Origin of the sequence: Serratia sp. H1w (assembly GCF_000633355.1) — a bacterium.
Taxonomy (GTDB): domain Bacteria; phylum Pseudomonadota; class Gammaproteobacteria; order Enterobacterales; family Enterobacteriaceae; genus Chania.
Genome location: NZ_AYMQ01000040.1, coordinates 31,860 through 47,870 on the forward strand (window position 1 = coordinate 31,860; position 16,011 = coordinate 47,870).

Genomic DNA, 16,011 nt, shown 5'->3' on the forward strand with positions numbered 1-16,011 from the left:
TGCCGCGATTGTTGTGGTTATTGCAAAGAGAGGTCTGGGTGGAACAGTTCGATGTTGTCGTTATTGGTGCGGGTGCCGCTGGGATGTTTTGTGCTGCGCAGGCAGGGCAACTCGGTTGCCGGGTACTGTTACTCGACAACGGTAAAAAACCAGGCCGCAAGATCCTGATGTCTGGCGGTGGGCGCTGCAACTTTACCAATATGTCGGTAGAACCGGCAGCCTATCTCTCGAATAACCCTCATTTCTGCAAATCGGCATTGGCGCGTTATACCCAATGGGATTTTATCGATCTGATTAACCGCTACGGTATCGCCTATCACGAAAAAACGCTGGGGCAGCTGTTTTGTGATGACTCAGCGCAACAGGTGGTCGAGCTGTTGGTGAAGGAGTGCGAGCTGGGTCAGGTAGTCACACGCCTGCGCAGCGAAGTGCTGAGCGTCGAAAAAACCGACGCTGGCTTCGAATTGGCGCTTAACGGAGAGAGTGTAAGTGCTCGCTCACTTGTGGTGGCGAGCGGCGGACTTTCGATGCCGGGCCTGGGGGCCACACCCTTTGGTTATAAGCTGGCAGAACAGTTTGGCCTGAAAGTATTACCCACTCGGGCTGGTTTGGTGCCTTTTACACTGCATAAGCCGTTGCTGGAGCAATCTCAGGCGCTGTCTGGCGTTTCGGTTCCTGCCGTGGTTACGGCAGAGGATGGCACCAGTTTCCGCGAAAGCATCCTGTTTACTCACCGCGGGCTTTCCGGCCCGGCTATCTTGCAGATATCCAGCTACTGGCAGCCTGGTGAGTTTGTGAGCATTAACTTACTTCCTACGCTTGACCTGGCGGGCTTCCTGAACGAACAGCGCCAGGCACATCCCAATCAGAGCCTGAAAAATACCTTGGCTTTGCACCTGCCCAAGCGCCTGGTGGAATTGTTGCAGGAGTTGGGACAACTACCAGAGGCCACGCTCAAGCAGCTCAATCCCGCGCAGCAGGCGGCGTTGGTAGAAAGTTTGCAGAGCTGGCGTGTACAGCCCAATGGCACCGAGGGCTACCGTACAGCGGAAGTGACTCTGGGCGGTGTGGATACCAAGGCGCTTTCTTCCAAAACCATGGAAGCGAACAAGGTGCCGGGCCTGTACTTTATCGGTGAAGTGGTAGACGTGACGGGCTGGCTGGGCGGCTATAACTTCCAGTGGGCCTGGAGTTCTGCCTGGGCCTGTGCTCTGGCCTTGGCTAAACAATAGAATATTACCCAGCCATGCGATGCTGCGCCCGTGTGGATAATCAATCGTCCACTTTAGGAGCATTGGCGATAGGAACAGTGCAAGTCATTAACTAATAATGGGGTCGGCTCGTACGTTCAGACAAGCGCACTCTATTATTCAAATAATTACATGGAAAGTTCTGCTCATGAAAATCAAATGCGGTTTAGCCTTGCTGGCCTCTCTGGTGCTGGTTGCCGGCTGTAGCCAATCTCTTACCTCTTCGCGCACGGCGGCTGAATCGGCCTCTGCACCGGCTCCGGTTGCCCAGGAACATAAACTGGGAACGGCTTGGGGCGAGGACGTGAGCTCCAAAGTGACCACGGTAGACGCAACGCGTCTGCGCCAGACACCCGATAGCGTCGCCAAGGTGCTTTACAGCGCGGCTCCTGCCAGTAATGGGCAATACACCAATGAGATCGTGTTGTCCTCTGTCAGAATGCGAGTGCAGACCGAACACAACCGTGATTTCGCGCTTAATCGTTATAAAAGCGGCGAGTTTTCCTTCTCAGCCAATGACGGTGAGCGCTACCAGCTGTTTTTCTATAACACCAGCCCCAGTAAAACCTATGAGGTAGTCACTGCCGTTGACGGCCTCGACGTGATCTCTGGCCGCAGTGGTTCTCTGCGCAATTCCGGCTATCTGGTGTCACCAAAAGGGACGCTGGTGATTGAGGGCTTCCGTAAAAGTGATTCGTCCGTTGCCGCGTTCCGTTTCGCAAAACCGGATGACTCCTACGCCGCGAGTTCGCTGGCGGGCGAAATAGAGAATACCGGCGTGATTGGTGTAGCGGTTTATGAAATGGCAAAGCCAGGCTTGCCGGATTGCCAACCACAGGCGTTCCCAGGCGATTCGCAATACGCCCCGGCCCCTTGTAAGAAAAAGTAATGACAGAAAAGCCCGGTCGGTATTCTGCCTACCGGGCTACAGACCAGACAACTTCTCCCTGTTTTAAGTCGATGACGCAGGATCTCCCGTGCTCCATCGTGGCTATCGAACATACAGTGCGCTGCTGAGCCAGAGGGTGTGAGCACTGCTTCCTTACCGAAAATGGCACCCCATTCCCTAAAGAGCACCGATCCCTGCTTATCGCGTTGCACTTGGCTGCCAGGACTAAGGTTTTGGCAGGTTTTCAACATAATAAATGGTGTATAGGAATTGTCTGGGTGGTAATAATTTTATTTTTGCAATTCTTGGGTTTTTGCAGAATATTCCTCTTTATCTGCTGATCGCGTTTTCCTATTGGCTTTAAGAGGTAACTTGCGGGAAAACCCGTTTTTTTTTACCCAATTTCGCTTAGGAACAGGTCAAAACGCCGATAGGAATTTTATCTTTTTTTCAGTAAAAAAGTGGCTCTGGTGCAATTCTGCGAATTGTCTTAACAATGGTGGCAATATAAAAAATCGGCGATCTTTGTGCAATGTGACCTATATCAATAAACCATGGCTGGAAAAACCTATCTTGTATAGGGCCAGCTTGGTTAGGGGCGTTTACGTTTTGTTGTGTGTCGTTAATGCATGTTAACGTGCTGCTCATTATTCAAATCTTGGCAAGGCAAAGAGTCTTAGAGGAAAGTGGTTATGCCATGGAGTCATGAAATTCAACAGGCAATTACCTTGTTACAGGCATGCCAACATCGTCATCTGGACAGTCTACCCTGTCCAGCCAGGGGGGATGAACCTGGTGCCGTAGGGACTTGTGCAGAAAAAATCATGCCGTCGATTATCCTGCTGAATGCGTTTGCCGATGTGCTTCCGCAGCATCAGGAATTACATCGCCTCGGTATGGTGCTGGAAGCCCAGGGCCTGATTGAAAAGCTAGCCCCAGGGGAGAGCTATAGCCAAAGTGCATTAGGGTACTTGCGCGCTCAGATCGAACCCTGACAGTTCCATTAGTGCCCCTTCTATTTTAGCGAGGGGTTGCTTTTTGGTTAGTATGGTACACCGCGCTATTAGCGAGCTATTTATTTCAGCGTATTCTGAAGTGAGGCAGTAATTTACGTGTAGGGCTCAGGGGCAATATAAGGTAAATGTCTCATTTTTTTCACTGATATAACTTAGCGGATCCTTATGATTGCCGCCCAGCTTAATATTAATTATTTTTACACGCAGACATATAACCCTGTCGTTGAGTGTTAATACTGTCAGCCGTATTCGTGCAGTATTAATCCGCCGCCAAGAGTTACCTCAATGCCGCTCGGCCCAGTAACCTTTTTTCATACCAGCAGTTCTCGGCATGTCTTACCCTAACTGCTTCACGGACTGACTAACGGCTTGCCTGAATGTTTTTACAGGCAGAAAATACCCTCATGGATTTCAGCTTGCGGCCAGCAGTTCGCAGCTGAAAAAGGGGAGTCGTGTAACAAGCTGGAGTGAGCATGAAGGGCAGTAATGAAATACTGGTATTGGAGGGAGTCCATTATCAAATCGACGAGCAGGTTATCCTGGACGCCGTTTCTTTCACCTTGAAGTTAGGCGAATTCAAGCTGATCACCGGGCCTTCAGGGTGTGGCAAAAGCACCTTGTTAAAGATAGTTTCCTCCTTACTTAGCCCAATCCGTGGCAGCATTACCTTCAACGGTAAAAATATCGATGATATTGCCCCGGAAGAGTACCGTAAGCAGGTTTCTTATTGCTCCCAAACGCCAGTTCTGTTTGGTAATACCGTCTACGATAACCTGGCGTTACCCTATCAAATTCGCCAGTTGAAACCTGATGAGAAGAAAATGCATGAGGGTCTGGCACAGTTGGCATTGCCGGATAGCATGTTGAAAAAAGGTATCGACGAACTCTCTGGCGGTGAGAAGCAACGTATTTCCTTGATCCGGAATCTGCAGTTTATGCCAAAGGTACTGCTGCTTGATGAGATCACCAGTGCTCTGGATGAAGACAACAAGCGAAACGTCAACGAGTTGATCCAGCGCTTAGTGGCCGATCAAGGTCTGGCGGTGCTATGGGTTACGCATGATAAAGATGAAATCGAGCATGCTGACGAGGTGATCACCTTGCCAGTGAGTCGCGTCAACAGCCAGGAGTCCCCCCATGAATCAGCATAATATCACCAACGAGTCATTGGGTCTGTCGATGCTCCTAGTGCTGGTTGCGATTCTGATCAGTCACAAAGAGAAGTTGGCGCTGGAGAAAGACATTATCTGGAGCATTTGCCGCGCGGTGGTACAGCTGGTCATCGTCGGCTATGTTTTGAAGTATATCTTTGATGTCGATAATGAAATATTAACGGTGTTAATGGTGCTGTTTATCTGCTTCAATGCGGCATATAACGCGAAAAAACGCAGTAAATATATTGATAACGCGTTTACCATTTCGTTTATTGCCATTACTACCGGGGCGTCGTTAACGCTACTAGTGTTGGTATTGAGTGGCTCGATTGCCTTTACGCCAATGCAGGTGATCCCTATCTCTGGCATGATTGCGGGCAACGCGATGGTGGCGGTGGGTCTGTGTTACAACAACCTTGGGCAGCGTTTTAAAGACCAACAGCAGAAGATCCAGGAAATGCTCAGCCTGGGCGCTTCCCCTAAATTCGCTTCTGCGGCACTGATCCGTGACAGTATTCGTGCATCGCTGATCCCGACGATAGATTCCGCTAAAACGGTGGGGCTGGTTAGCCTGCCAGGAATGATGTCCGGCTTGATCTTTGCCGGTATCGATCCGGTAAAAGCCATCAAGTATCAGATTATGGTGACATTTATGCTGCTTTCTACCGCCAGCCTGTCAACCATCATCGCCTGCTATCTGGCTTATCGGAAGTTTTACAATCAGCGTGATCAACTGGTGGTTCGCACGCTCAAATAGGCACCTTTCACGCTACGCCGTATGTGGAAAGCGAAGCCCCCGAACCCACGGGGGCTATGCGTTTATCCCTGCAGCAATGCGATACTTTGGCGGATCTCACGTTCGATATCGCCCTCTGTCCAAGTATTGAGTTGTGAAGAGAACGGCTCGAAGGAATAGATCCCCTGGTAGCCCAAACGCTCCAGGTTCTGCACTTGGATTACGCTCGCCAACCGGTCTTTATCGCTCAGCATAATGCGTTCTTCATCGCTCAATGCGCCTTTGATGCGTGGATCCTCGACGCCTGAGAGATGCACCAAACCAATCTGCTCAACTCGAATCTGAGCGTCGAACTCAGGTTGTGTCACGTCGCTCAGGTAGTGATGGAAAGTATCCAGCACCAGCTTATAGGGCGCGCCAGAGTCGTGAATGATTGATTGAGCCAGCAGGGAAGAGCGTAGCGAACTGATGCCAAAGCCTAGCGGCTCGACATAGCCTTCGACGCCATATTGTTTAAAGAGTGGGGCCAGCAGTTGTAGGGCTGCCAGCGTATCTTGCCTCTTCTGTACCTCGCTACGCCGATCGCTGGTGCTGCAATGTGGGCACATTACCAAGGCCTTGCTGTGGATCGCTTTCGCCTGGATCAGCAGCGCCTCGGCGTTTTTCAACAGTGCAGTCTGGTCTTCTAACAGGTTGAACATCCCCAAGGCGTTAATGGTGACGATCTCAATGCCGAACTCCGTGGCTAATGCATTTAGCTGCTCGTTGCTCAGGTTGTCGGTCACTTTACCGCTTGGCATATCGTTCCGCAGTTCGACCTTGCTCAGCCCACACTTCTTCACCAACTGGAAGAACTTCTCCAGCTCAAGGTTAGGGGCGATCTTACGGTTGATACAAAAACGTTCTAATGCAATGGCCATAGTGCATCACTCCTGGAGATATTGGGGGGTAGATTCAGGCTTTGCCATCTTCTACCGGTACGATTTCAGGTAACGGCTGGCGATAGCGTTTTGCCATTACCACATCTTCCATTTTTTCCAGCGATACCCCTTTGGTTTCCGGGATAAAGCGGGCGATAAACCAATAGCTGAACAGGCAGCAGACGGCAAAGACCCACATTGGGAAAGCCCCGTGGAAGGTCGAGAACAGATAAGGCTGGTCATTGATCATCGGGAAGCTCTGGGCTACCACGAAGTTAGCCAGCCACATACAGCCAACGGCAATGCTCATCCCCTGTGAACGCATACGGTTAGGGAAGATTTCAGAGACCAGTACCCAGGCACCCACGCCCCACGACATGGCGTAGAACACCATAAAGAACAGCATGCCAAACAGTGCGAAGTAGCCGGTGGCTTGGGTATACAGGGCATAAGAGGTGATCAGCAGGCCAACGATGGTGCCCAAAGTGCCCCAGCGCATCAATGGGATACGGCCTATGCGATCCATCAACATTGCGCCGATCACCGAGCCGACCAGTTGCAATACGCCGATCCAGATTGTCTGGAACAGGGCTTCCTGCGCATTTTCGGTCACGGTTTTCAGCACGACGGGGGCGTAGTACATCATCACGTTAACCCCGGTTACCTGTTGCAGCATGGCAATCATGCAGCCGACAAACAGAATGAAGCGTACGCGTACATCGCTGTAATTCAGTTTCTGTTTGCGGTGCTGTTCGTCCTGGCGAACCGAGTCTTTGATTTCTTTCAGCACGCTTTGTGCGTGCTCCGCATTTGAAACGCGGGTCAACATGGCTAATGCCTGGTCGTCGCGCCCTACCATTACGCTCCAACGTGGTGACTCAGGGATGATAAAGACCAGGGCAGTAAACAGCAGGCAGGGAATAACCTCTGAGCCAATCATCCAGCGCCAGCCCATTTCAACCAGCCAGGCTTCGCTGGCGTAGCTGGCAATCTTGAAGTTAACGTAAAAAATCACGATCTGGCCGAACACAATGGCGAACTGCTGCATGCTGAGCGCCCGGCCCCGCATATCTTTCGGCGAGACTTCCGACATATACATGGGGGATACCGTAGCGGCGAGCCCGACGGCCAGCCCCCCAATGATGCGATAGATAACAAACCAGGTGAAGGTGGTAGCCAAGGCAGCACCGACCGCAGAAATGGTAAACAGCAAGGCGGCGACAACCAGAGCTTTTTTACGCCCATAACGCCCGGCCAGCGGCCCGGCACCAAAGGCACCGACCACACAACCGATCACCACGTTGGAAACGGCCCAGCCGGTCTCTGCCGGGCTAAGGTCAAAGTAGCTTTTAAGGGCTTCGATCGCGCCGGAAATCACGGCGGTGTCGTAACCAAACAGAATGCCACCGAGTGCTGCAATCCCGCAGATGCGCAGAATATACCCAGTATTGTGTTTACGCTGATGTGACATATGTTGCTCCGATTTTTATCCTGGCTTCTGCCTACTTGGGTGACTTGTAGGGGTCGAGGGAGGCAGAAGGGTGAACCGTGCCTGTCATCAAGGCGGTGTTTATCAGGGTGTCCTTTACCAGACAAGAACATTTATTTCATAATTAGTGAATAATGAAATATTAATTTTTAGATCCAGTTCAAAAATTTGAGTGTAAATAGCGCAAATGGCTCTGCTGATCTGCATGGATCATTGGAAAACTGACCCGCCCTGGCGAAAAAACGTATCTTTATAAAAACTAGGGATTAGTAGGTAAGGCCCTGCCGTTACTGGATCGCAGATAGATTTATTCGCGACCCTGCATTCGGCTGACTGACATGACAAATTTGCGATCGGTGGCGCTAAAAACAAATTTTCTAAAATATTTTATTTGAAACTTTTTTTTCAATGAAATAGAGTTTGATTCATCTGGTCAGGATTTAATCTGCCTGTGGGCCGTACTCTTGCAGGCGGCACGATGAGCGTCACGGCATGCGGCAACGCGTCGAGCCGTGGCGATAGCGGACTTTAAAGAGGGTGAAACATGAAAACCGTGGGTAACTTTATTGGTGAGCAGGTTTGCCTGAGCAGCAGTCATCAGACCGTCGACGTGCACAATCCGGCGACCGGCCAGGTTGAACGTCGTGTGACACAGAGCACCGCCGCCGAGGTGAAACAGGCTATTGATGTCGCCCATCAGGCATTTACCGACTGGGCGCGCACCACGCCGCTACGCCGGGCGCGTATCATGTTCAATTTCAAAGCATTGCTAGAGCAGCACCGTGAAGAACTGGCACAGTTGATCGTCAGCGAGCATGGCAAAGTCTATTCCGATGCGCTGGGTGAATTGACCCGCGGCATGGAAGTGGTGGAGTTTGCCTGTGGCATTCCGCACCTGATCAAAGGGGAGTTCTCACCGGACGTGGGCACGGGCGTAGACAGTTTCTCGCTGATGCAGCCGCTGGGCGTAGTGGCAGGGATTACACCGTTTAACTTCCCAGCCATGGTGCCGATGTGGATGTTCCCTATCGCACTGGCCTGCGGCAATACCTTCGTGTTGAAGCCCCCTGCGCTGGTGCCTTCTGCTTCCGTGCGTCTGGCCGAACTGCTGAAAGAGGCGGGTCTGCCGGATGGGGTGTTCAACGTGGTGCACTGTGGCAATGAAGAAGCCTCACAGCTTTGTACCGATCCACGCATTCAGGCGGTGAGCTTTGTCGGTTCATCCACCGTTGCGGAACATATTTACACCACTGCCAGCGCCCACGGTAAACGTGTACAAGCTTTTGGGGCCGCTAAAAATCAGGCTATCGTCATGCCGGATGCGGATCTGGATGCTACGGTCAATGCGTTGATGGGAGGGGCATTTGGCTCAGCCGGCGAGCGTTGTATGGCACTGCCGGTGGCCGTTGTCGTCGGTGATAGCACCGCAGATAAACTGATTGCCAAACTCAAACCGCTGATCGCCCAACTGCGCGTTGGGCCGGGTATGCAGCAAGGTGGTGAAGAAAACGAAATGGGGCCGCTGGTCTCATCCGTCCATCAGAAAAAGGTGCTGGGGTACATTGATATTGGCGTCGAAGAAGGTGCAACGCTGGTGGTTGATGGCCGCAATTATCAGGTACCGGGTTATCCGGAAGGTTATTACGTAGGGGGAACTCTATTTGATAACGTCACACCGGATATGCGCATCTACCGCGAGGAGATCTTCGGGCCAGTGCTGGGTATTGTGCGTGTGGCAGATTACCAAACGGCTATCGATACGGTGAACAGCCACGAATTTGGTAACGGCAGCGCTATCTTTACCAATAACGGCCACTATGCTCGCCAGTTTGTGCATGAGGTTCAGGCGGGGATGGTCGGGGTTAACGTGCCGGTACCGGTACCGATGGCCTTCCACAGCTTTGGTGGCTGGAAACGCTCGGTATTTGGTGCGCTTAACGTACATGGCACGGACGGCGTGCGATTCTATACCCGCATGAAGACGGCTACCGCCCGTTGGCCAACTGGCCAGCAAACGGTCTCCGAATACAGTATGCCAACGCTGGGCTAAGTCGCAGCCAGATAAACCGGGGCCGTTATTCCATCGGGATAGCGGCCGCTGTTGCTGGTATCAACGCCTTGTAGCCACATTTATAAGTACGGGATTAAAGGAGAATGGTCATGTCATCACTACTTGCGAAATGTCAGCAACCGGATGCCCAGGGGCGTATTCAGTCAGTTACCCCAGAAAATGCCCACTGGCGTTTTGTCGGGTTCGAGGTCTATCGGCTAGCGGCTGGGCAGTCGTTGCAGTTGGCTAGTGGCGATAAGGAGCTTTGCCTGGTGCTGGTGGCGGGAATTGCCTCTGTGGCAACTCAACGTGCGGAATATCCCCACATTGGCAAGCGGATGAGTCCCTTTGAGCGTACTCCACCTTATTCCGTTTATGTTCCGCATCATGATCATGTTGAGGTGCGGGCAGAAACCGATCTGGAACTGGCGGTATGCAGCGCACCGGGTGAAGGACACTTGCCTTCACGCCTGATCACTCCGGCCGATGTCGGCGTAGAACGGCGGGGTAAAGGCCGTAACCAACGGCTGGTGCACAATATTCTGCCGGACAGCCAACCGGCCGACAGTCTGCTGGTGGTGGAGGTCTATACCGACGAAGGCAATACCAGCTCCTACCCAAGCCATAAGCACGACCAGGAAAACTGCCCGGACGAAACCTACCTGGAAGAGACCTATTATCACCGTCTTAACCCTGAGCAAGGGTTCTGCCTGCAACGCGTCTATACCGACGATCGCTCGTTGGATGAGTGTATGCCGGTGTATAACCGCGACGTGGTGAAAGTACCGCGTGGTTACCACCCGGTGGCCACCTTGGCCGGTTATGACAACTACTATCTTAACGTGATGGCGGGGCCGGTACGCATGTGGAAGTTCACCTGGGAAAAAGATCACGCCTGGATCAACAGCGACAGCTATTGATCGACTATGTAGGGGCGCCGCATGCAGCGCCCGATTAGCCACATACCGCGCCCGCTCTGTAATTACAACTCCTTGGCGTTATTCAACGCCAAGGATACCGCTAGCGTCTGCGCCAGGCACATGGAGGCCACCTGCGAGCGGAACCCGTCAACCTGAGCTTCACGCACCACAAAACAGACGTCGCTAAAGGCGGCCAGCGGGCTGACCTGGCTGTCGGTAATGGCGATTAGCTGTGCGCCCTGCTTGGCTCCCAACTCAACCAGTTCTACCGCCTCTTTGGCATAAGGTGAGTAGCTGATGGCAACTACCACGTCCTTGGGTTTCACCATGCTGAGCTGCTCGGTAAACATCCCGCCTAATCCATCGATCAGGAAGGCTCGCCTTTCCAGATGGCGCAGGGCATAGGTGAAATAAGAAGCCACGCTGAATGAGCGGCGTAGGCCGATCACGTAAATATTTTCCGCGCTATTCAGCAGTTCTACTGCCCGATCCAATTGCTCGGCGCTGGTTTGCATCGCCAACTGTTGCAGCGCCTGCGAGTTGACCATCGTGAACACGTTGAGGATTTCCGCCGGCTTTTCCGGGGCAACGCTGTCGTCGGTGGAGGTTTGGCGGAACAGGCGTGCACGCTCGGTATAGTTCACCGTTTCTTCCATCAAATGCTGGCGGAAGACCTGTTTCATTTCGTTGAAGCCGCTGAAACCAAAGGCGTTGGCGAAACGGATCAGGGTAGAAGGTGGCACGCTGGCCTGCGCGGCGATGGAGGCAACGGTATCGAAAGCAATGCTGTTACTGTTATCCAGGATGTAACGTGCCACCTGTTTCAAGCGCTTGCTCAGCGTTTCATAACGGCGGCGTATCTCGTCCTGTAACAGCGAAAGTTGAGTTGGGTTAGTCATCCATTCGGCTCGCAGTATTGGCTGAAGCGTATTGGTTGATACGCTTAAAATAGTGTCCGGTTATTCTAACAGATGGTGCGGACATTTCATTTCGACAAAAAGCGATTTATTCCATCGCCGGTTGCGTTAGTTCACAGAAAATCGGCAAAAAAATCCCCTTAAAGCAGTGAAAATCACTTTAAGGGGCGGGTTCGTCAACGCGCAGACTCAGCGCTGGTTGGTTTGACTCGCAGGCTGCGAGCGATATTGTCGCCAGAAACCGATCAGCGTCAGGTATTTCTGTTTCACCTGTTCGATCAGCCCGGCATCATCGATCTCACCTTGCAGCCAAAGGCGTGATGGAGCGCCAAAAATAGTGCGGCCAACCGCGAAGCCTTTTACCCAGCGGGCATCGGCAGCCGCGGCGAATCCGGCTTTCAGCGTTTCCTGCGGAGAGTCTAGCCCGAGGATTAACACCCCGCGGCAGAACGGATCGTGAGTTTCAATCAATTCACCCACTTTTTGCCAGTTGGCGGCGCTAAGCGGCGGCAACTTCCACCAGTCTGGTTGAACGCCCAACCGGTAGAAATGTTCCATTACCTGCAAATAGTTGCGCTCGTCTTTGTCGGCATTGCTCTCTGGCAAAATGACCTCTAACAGCAGCTCATGACCTGATTTGCAGCAGCCATGATATACGTCAACGATCAACTCATCCTGTTCACGCCGCAGCGCCTCAGCATCCTGTGGATGATAAAAGACCAGGCATTTGACCACATGCTCTTGTGGCCAGTCGATCAGTTGCGAGCCAATATTACCGTGCTCCAACCGTAAAGGGCGGGAGCTTGGTAACTCCACCGGGCGGCCAATCCACCAACCCTGGCCAGTAATGGCATTCAGCGCCGCCTGGCCGTAAGTCGTATCGGCAAGAATGCCGCTGTTGCCGTGCAATCCTGCCTCTGCAGCCGCAGCCTGTGCGGCAGCCAACAACAGTGTTTTTAACTGTGGGATCCGTTCCGTGCTCACGCCTGATCCACGCGCCATCTCCGCCAATTGCTTGCGGTGATCGAAGGCGAATACACATAGCTCAGGCCACTGCTGCTTACGTGTGGTAACGCGGTGCAGATGGTTCAGGCGGGCATCCAGATCCGGGCGTTTCACTTCTTGTTCGCGTTGCAGGTAATCGTCCAGTTCCAGCTTGGTCGGCATCGCGGGGGCGCAGCCATGGCGTGACACCACCAGTGCGCCGCAGGCATTGGCGTAGCGACAGGCTTGATCCCAGCCCTCGTCATTGAGATAGCCGCGCAGCAGGCCAGACATAAAGGCATCACCTGCGCCGAGCACGTTCAAAACCTCAACGCGAACGCCGGAGTGCAGTTTGACCTGCTGCCAATTGGCCGGGATCTCCCCTTCAAATACCGAGCAGCCTTGCGCCCCACGTTTGCACACCAAGGTAGCCTGGGTAACCTGACGAACGTTTTGCAGCGCAACCAGTGTATCGGTACTGCCACCCGCGATATGGAACTCTTCCTCGGTTCCCACAATGAGATTGAAATGGTGCAAAACTTCCTGTAGCTCGCGAGTCACCTTCTCCGATTCGATAAAGCGAGTTTCGCCATCGCCCAATGAGGTTAGCCCCCATAACACCGGCCGATAATCGATATCCAATGCGGTACGTAGCCCGTGACGGTGGGCGTACTCCAATGCTTTTAGCACCGCTGCGCGCGTTTTGGGATGGGAAAGGTGGGTGCCGGTGATTGCCAAGGCGCGTGATGAGGCAATGTAGTTTTCATCAATATCATCGGGCGTCAGCGCCATATCGGCGCAGTTTTCGCGGTAGAAAATCAGTGGGAAGGTTTCCTGATCCTTGATACCCAGGATCACCAGGCCGGTCAGGCGCTGCTTATCGGTGATTAGGCTCCGCGTGTCGGCACCGACGCGCTGAAGCTCTTCACGTAGGAAACGGCCCATGTGCTCATCCCCCACACGTGCCAGCATGCCGGACTTTAGCCCTTGGATCGCGGTGCCGTAAGCCACGTTGCCGGAAGAGCCGCCAAGGTATTTGGAGAATGAGCTGGCATCTTCCAGGCGTGCGCCGATTTGTTGAGCATAAAAATCGACAGCGATGCGCCCTAGGCAAATGACATCAAGCTGTTTTTGTTGTGTGGCCATACCCGTTTCCTTCTGTCATTAAGCAAAACCGATTGCGACCCGGTAGAGGAGGTAAGCAGGAAGCATGGATCGAATTATGAGGAATAAAAATTTCAATTTCAATATTAAATGAAATTTATACCCCGAAAATGTGATGCATTTAAAAGCGGCTTGTCACGGGAAACTGGCCACCAGAGCGCATTATCATTGACAGAACAACCTGTTGCTGAAATGGACGGCACAAACGGAGGCCATCTTGATGTTTACTGGTTCGATCGAGGAATGGGCGCGTCTGTTGAACACGAGCTATGATGACTTTATGTCTAATTATTTGAATTTTAAATATAACTCTAGCCTGAGTGGTTTGGCATTATGCGATCCTTATCGCAAAATGAAATGTTTTTTCTGTATTGATATTTTATGAAAAATATATTTGTTTATAATCAAAGCACGTTTCAAACTGCTTATTGAATGAGCAGTATGTAACAACCCAGACACGAAAAGCACTGCCTTTGTATAACAAAAGTCAGCGTTACTGCCACCGGATATGTCTGCCTGTTCGCAAGCTACAGCTTGGAGCAGAAAGGGATAACACCAAAAGAAAGGGTGAGTAAAATGGGTAAGATCAAGTTGACCATGGCACAGGCACTGGTCAGGTTTCTCGACAACCAGTACCTGCTGGTAGACGGGGTAGAAACCAAATTCGTAAAGGGTATTTTCGCCATTTTCGGCCACGGTAACGTACTCGGCCTGGGGCAGGCTCTGGAGCAAGACTGCGGCGAACTGGTGGTACATCAGGGGCGCAACGAGCAGGGCATGGCACATGCTGCTACCGGCTTTGCCAAGCAGAAACTGCGCCAACAGATCTATGCCTGCACTTCTTCCATCGGCCCCGGTGCGGCCAATATGATCACCGCTGCGGCCACGGCCACGGCTAACCGCATTCCTTTACTGCTGCTGCCAGGCGATGTGTATGCTTCCCGGCAGCCCGATCCGGTGTTACAGCAAATTGAACAATCCTACGATCTGAGCATCAGCACCAACGACGCTTTCCGTGCCGTCAGTAAATATTGGGATCGCATCGTGCGCCCAGAGCAACTGATGAGTGCCTGTATCAATGCCATGCGCGTGCTGACCGATCCGGCAGAAACCGGTGCTGTCACGCTCTGTCTGCCGCAGGACGTGCAGGGTGAAGCCTATGACTACCCAGACTATTTCTTCCAAAAGCGGCTGCATCGTCTGGACCGCCGCCCGGCCAGCGAGGCTGCGCTGACAGATGCCCTGGCATTGCTGGTGAGTAAGCGTCAGCCGTTGATCATCTGCGGTGGCGGGGTGAAATACTCGCAGGCGGGACAGGCGTTACAGCAGTTTGCCGAGCGGTTCCATATCCCGTTTGCGGAAACTCAGGCTGGCAAAGGCACGGTGCTCTCCTCACACCCATACAACGTGGGTGGCGTCGGCGAAACGGGCTGTCTGGCGGCTAACACCTTGGCGAAACAGGCCGATCTGGTGATTGGCATCGGCACCCGTTATAGCGACTTCACCACTTCGTCAAAATGGCTGTTCCAAAACCCGGATGTGGCTTTCCTTAATATCAACGTCAGCGCATTTGACGCGGGCAAGCTGGACGGTGTGCAACTCTTGGCAGATGCCCGCGCAGCGCTGTCCTCCCTCAGCCCACTGTTGGCACAGGCCGATTACCGTTCAGATTGGCAAGCAAGCATTGATGAGGCACTTGGCGAACAGCACAAAGAGACAGAGCGTGTCTATCAGGTGACCTATACCGGCGCAGGTTTTGTGCCAGAAATTGACGATAGCCTCGAGCGCGAGCGGGTCTTCGCCGAATTTATTGAAAAAACCGGTTCCGTACTAACCCAAAGCCGGGTGCTGGGGGTGCTGAATCAGCACTTACCGCAGGACGGCGTGATCGTTGCCGCAGCTGGCAGCCTGCCGGGAGATTTGCAGCGTGTCTGGCAGAACCGCGGGGAGCACGGCTATCACGTGGAATACGGTTATTCCTGTATGGGTTACGAGGTTAATGCTGCCTTAGGCGTCAAGCTCGCGGAACCGCAGCGTGAGGTTTATGCCATGGTGGGGGATGGGGCATTCATGATGCTGCATTCTGAGCTGGTCACCTCGATTCAGGAAGGCTGCAAAATCAACGTGGTGTTATTCGACAACATGACCAACGGCTGCATCAACAACCTGCAAATAGAACACGGCATGGGGAGCTATACCACCGAGTTCCGTTTCCGTAATCCGCAAGGGGGCAAGCTGGACGGCAATATGGTTCCGGTTAACTTTGCCATGCTAGCGGCCGCCTATGGTTGCAAAACCTACAGTATTACCACCGAACAACAGTTGATCGATGCGCTGGCAGATGCCCGCAAGCAGCAAGTTTCTACCCTGCTGGATATTAAAGTGTTGCCAAAAACCATGGTGCACAAATACCTCAGTTGGTGGCGCGTGGGCGGTGCCCAGGTAGCCGAAAGTGAAAAAATCATCGCCGTCGCCCGCAAGCTGCAAGAGAACATTGATAAAGCCCGCGACTACTGATCACG

Annotated in this window: 12 protein-coding genes; 8 read left to right on the plus strand and 4 right to left on the minus strand. The window is 52.7% G+C overall.

Annotated features, from left to right (window positions below; all coding sequences use genetic code 11):
* Window positions 1-38: 38 nt before the first annotated feature.
* The 5 genes from U869_RS0107140 (at window position 39) to fetB (ending at window position 5,066) form a co-directional block, all read left to right on the plus strand.
* Window positions 39-1,232, plus strand: coding sequence for an NAD(P)/FAD-dependent oxidoreductase (locus tag U869_RS0107140; protein WP_025119293.1), 1,194 nt, complete (start codon window positions 39-41; stop codon window positions 1,230-1,232).
* A gap of 166 nt (window positions 1,233-1,398) precedes the next feature.
* Window positions 1,399-2,139 (plus strand): hypothetical protein, encoded by a 741-nt coding sequence (locus U869_RS0107145; RefSeq protein WP_025119292.1) that lies wholly within the window; start codon window positions 1,399-1,401, stop codon window positions 2,137-2,139.
* A 692-nt stretch (window positions 2,140-2,831) separates the two neighbouring features.
* Entirely contained in the window at window positions 2,832-3,134 is a 303-nt protein-coding gene (locus U869_RS32160) for a hypothetical protein (RefSeq protein ID WP_025119291.1), read from the plus strand.
* A gap of 494 nt (window positions 3,135-3,628) precedes the next feature.
* Window positions 3,629-4,306, plus strand: coding sequence for an iron ABC transporter ATP-binding protein FetA (gene fetA / locus U869_RS0107155; RefSeq protein WP_025119290.1), 678 nt, complete (start codon window positions 3,629-3,631; stop codon window positions 4,304-4,306).
* Window positions 4,293-5,066 carry an iron export ABC transporter permease subunit FetB gene (gene fetB, locus U869_RS0107160; protein WP_025119289.1) on the plus strand — a complete coding sequence of 258 codons (774 nt, stop codon included), beginning with the start codon at window positions 4,293-4,295 and terminating at the stop codon, window positions 5,064-5,066. The genes fetA and fetB overlap by 14 nt, the downstream gene beginning before the upstream one ends.
* Before the next feature lie 62 nt (window positions 5,067-5,128).
* Here the strand turns inward: fetB and U869_RS0107165 are convergent, their stop codons facing one another.
* Both U869_RS0107165 and U869_RS0107170 read right to left on the minus strand, forming a co-directional pair.
* On the minus strand, window positions 5,129-5,965 hold the full coding sequence (locus tag U869_RS0107165; protein ID WP_025119288.1) for a TIM barrel protein: 837 nt from the start codon (window positions 5,963-5,965) through the stop codon (window positions 5,129-5,131).
* 34 nt (window positions 5,966-5,999) lie between these two features.
* On the minus strand, window positions 6,000-7,436 hold the full coding sequence (locus U869_RS0107170) for a sugar porter family MFS transporter (protein ID WP_025119287.1): 1,437 nt from the start codon (window positions 7,434-7,436) through the stop codon (window positions 6,000-6,002).
* A gap of 562 nt (window positions 7,437-7,998) precedes the next feature.
* Between U869_RS0107170 and U869_RS0107175 the strand changes: the two genes are divergently transcribed.
* Complete coding sequence (locus U869_RS0107175; protein ID WP_025119286.1) at window positions 7,999-9,504, plus strand: CoA-acylating methylmalonate-semialdehyde dehydrogenase; 1,506 nt, start codon at window positions 7,999-8,001, stop codon at window positions 9,502-9,504.
* 110 nt (window positions 9,505-9,614) lie between these two features.
* Complete coding sequence (gene iolB / locus U869_RS0107180) at window positions 9,615-10,424, plus strand: 5-deoxy-glucuronate isomerase (RefSeq protein ID WP_029987222.1); 810 nt, start codon at window positions 9,615-9,617, stop codon at window positions 10,422-10,424.
* Window positions 10,425-10,486: 62 nt separating this feature from the next.
* Here the strand turns inward: iolB and U869_RS0107185 are convergent, their stop codons facing one another.
* Window positions 10,487-11,323, minus strand: a complete 837-nt coding sequence (locus U869_RS0107185; protein ID WP_025119285.1) for a MurR/RpiR family transcriptional regulator — start codon at window positions 11,321-11,323, stop codon at window positions 10,487-10,489.
* A gap of 207 nt (window positions 11,324-11,530) precedes the next feature.
* Entirely contained in the window at window positions 11,531-13,471 is a 1,941-nt protein-coding gene (iolC, locus tag U869_RS0107190; protein ID WP_025119284.1) for a 5-dehydro-2-deoxygluconokinase, read from the minus strand.
* Window positions 13,472-14,065: 594 nt separating this feature from the next.
* Between iolC and iolD the strand changes: the two genes are divergently transcribed.
* The gene (iolD, locus tag U869_RS0107200) at window positions 14,066-16,006 is read left to right on the plus strand and encodes a 3D-(3,5/4)-trihydroxycyclohexane-1,2-dione acylhydrolase (decyclizing) (protein WP_025119283.1); all 1,941 of its coding nucleotides are present in this window, start codon (window positions 14,066-14,068) and stop codon (window positions 16,004-16,006) included.
* Window positions 16,007-16,011: the final 5 nt, after the last annotated feature.

Coding starts and splice junctions, on each gene's coding strand:
- U869_RS0107170 (WP_025119287.1), bottom strand. CDS start 7,436: ATGTCACATCAGCGTAAACACAATACTGGGTATATTCTGCGCATCTGC.
- U869_RS0107145 (WP_025119292.1), top strand. CDS start 1,399: ATGAAAATCAAATGCGGTTTAGCCTTGCTGGCCTCTCTGGTGCTGGTT.
- U869_RS0107185 (WP_025119285.1), bottom strand. CDS start 11,323: ATGACTAACCCAACTCAACTTTCGCTGTTACAGGACGAGATACGCCGC.
- U869_RS32160 (WP_025119291.1), top strand. CDS start 2,832: ATGCCATGGAGTCATGAAATTCAACAGGCAATTACCTTGTTACAGGCA.
- fetA (WP_025119290.1), top strand. CDS start 3,629: ATGAAGGGCAGTAATGAAATACTGGTATTGGAGGGAGTCCATTATCAA.
- iolB (WP_029987222.1), top strand. CDS start 9,615: ATGTCATCACTACTTGCGAAATGTCAGCAACCGGATGCCCAGGGGCGT.
- iolD (WP_025119283.1), top strand. CDS start 14,066: ATGGGTAAGATCAAGTTGACCATGGCACAGGCACTGGTCAGGTTTCTC.
- iolC (WP_025119284.1), bottom strand. CDS start 13,471: ATGGCCACACAACAAAAACAGCTTGATGTCATTTGCCTAGGGCGCATC.
- fetB (WP_025119289.1), top strand. CDS start 4,293: ATGAATCAGCATAATATCACCAACGAGTCATTGGGTCTGTCGATGCTC.
- U869_RS0107175 (WP_025119286.1), top strand. CDS start 7,999: ATGAAAACCGTGGGTAACTTTATTGGTGAGCAGGTTTGCCTGAGCAGC.
- U869_RS0107165 (WP_025119288.1), bottom strand. CDS start 5,965: ATGGCCATTGCATTAGAACGTTTTTGTATCAACCGTAAGATCGCCCCT.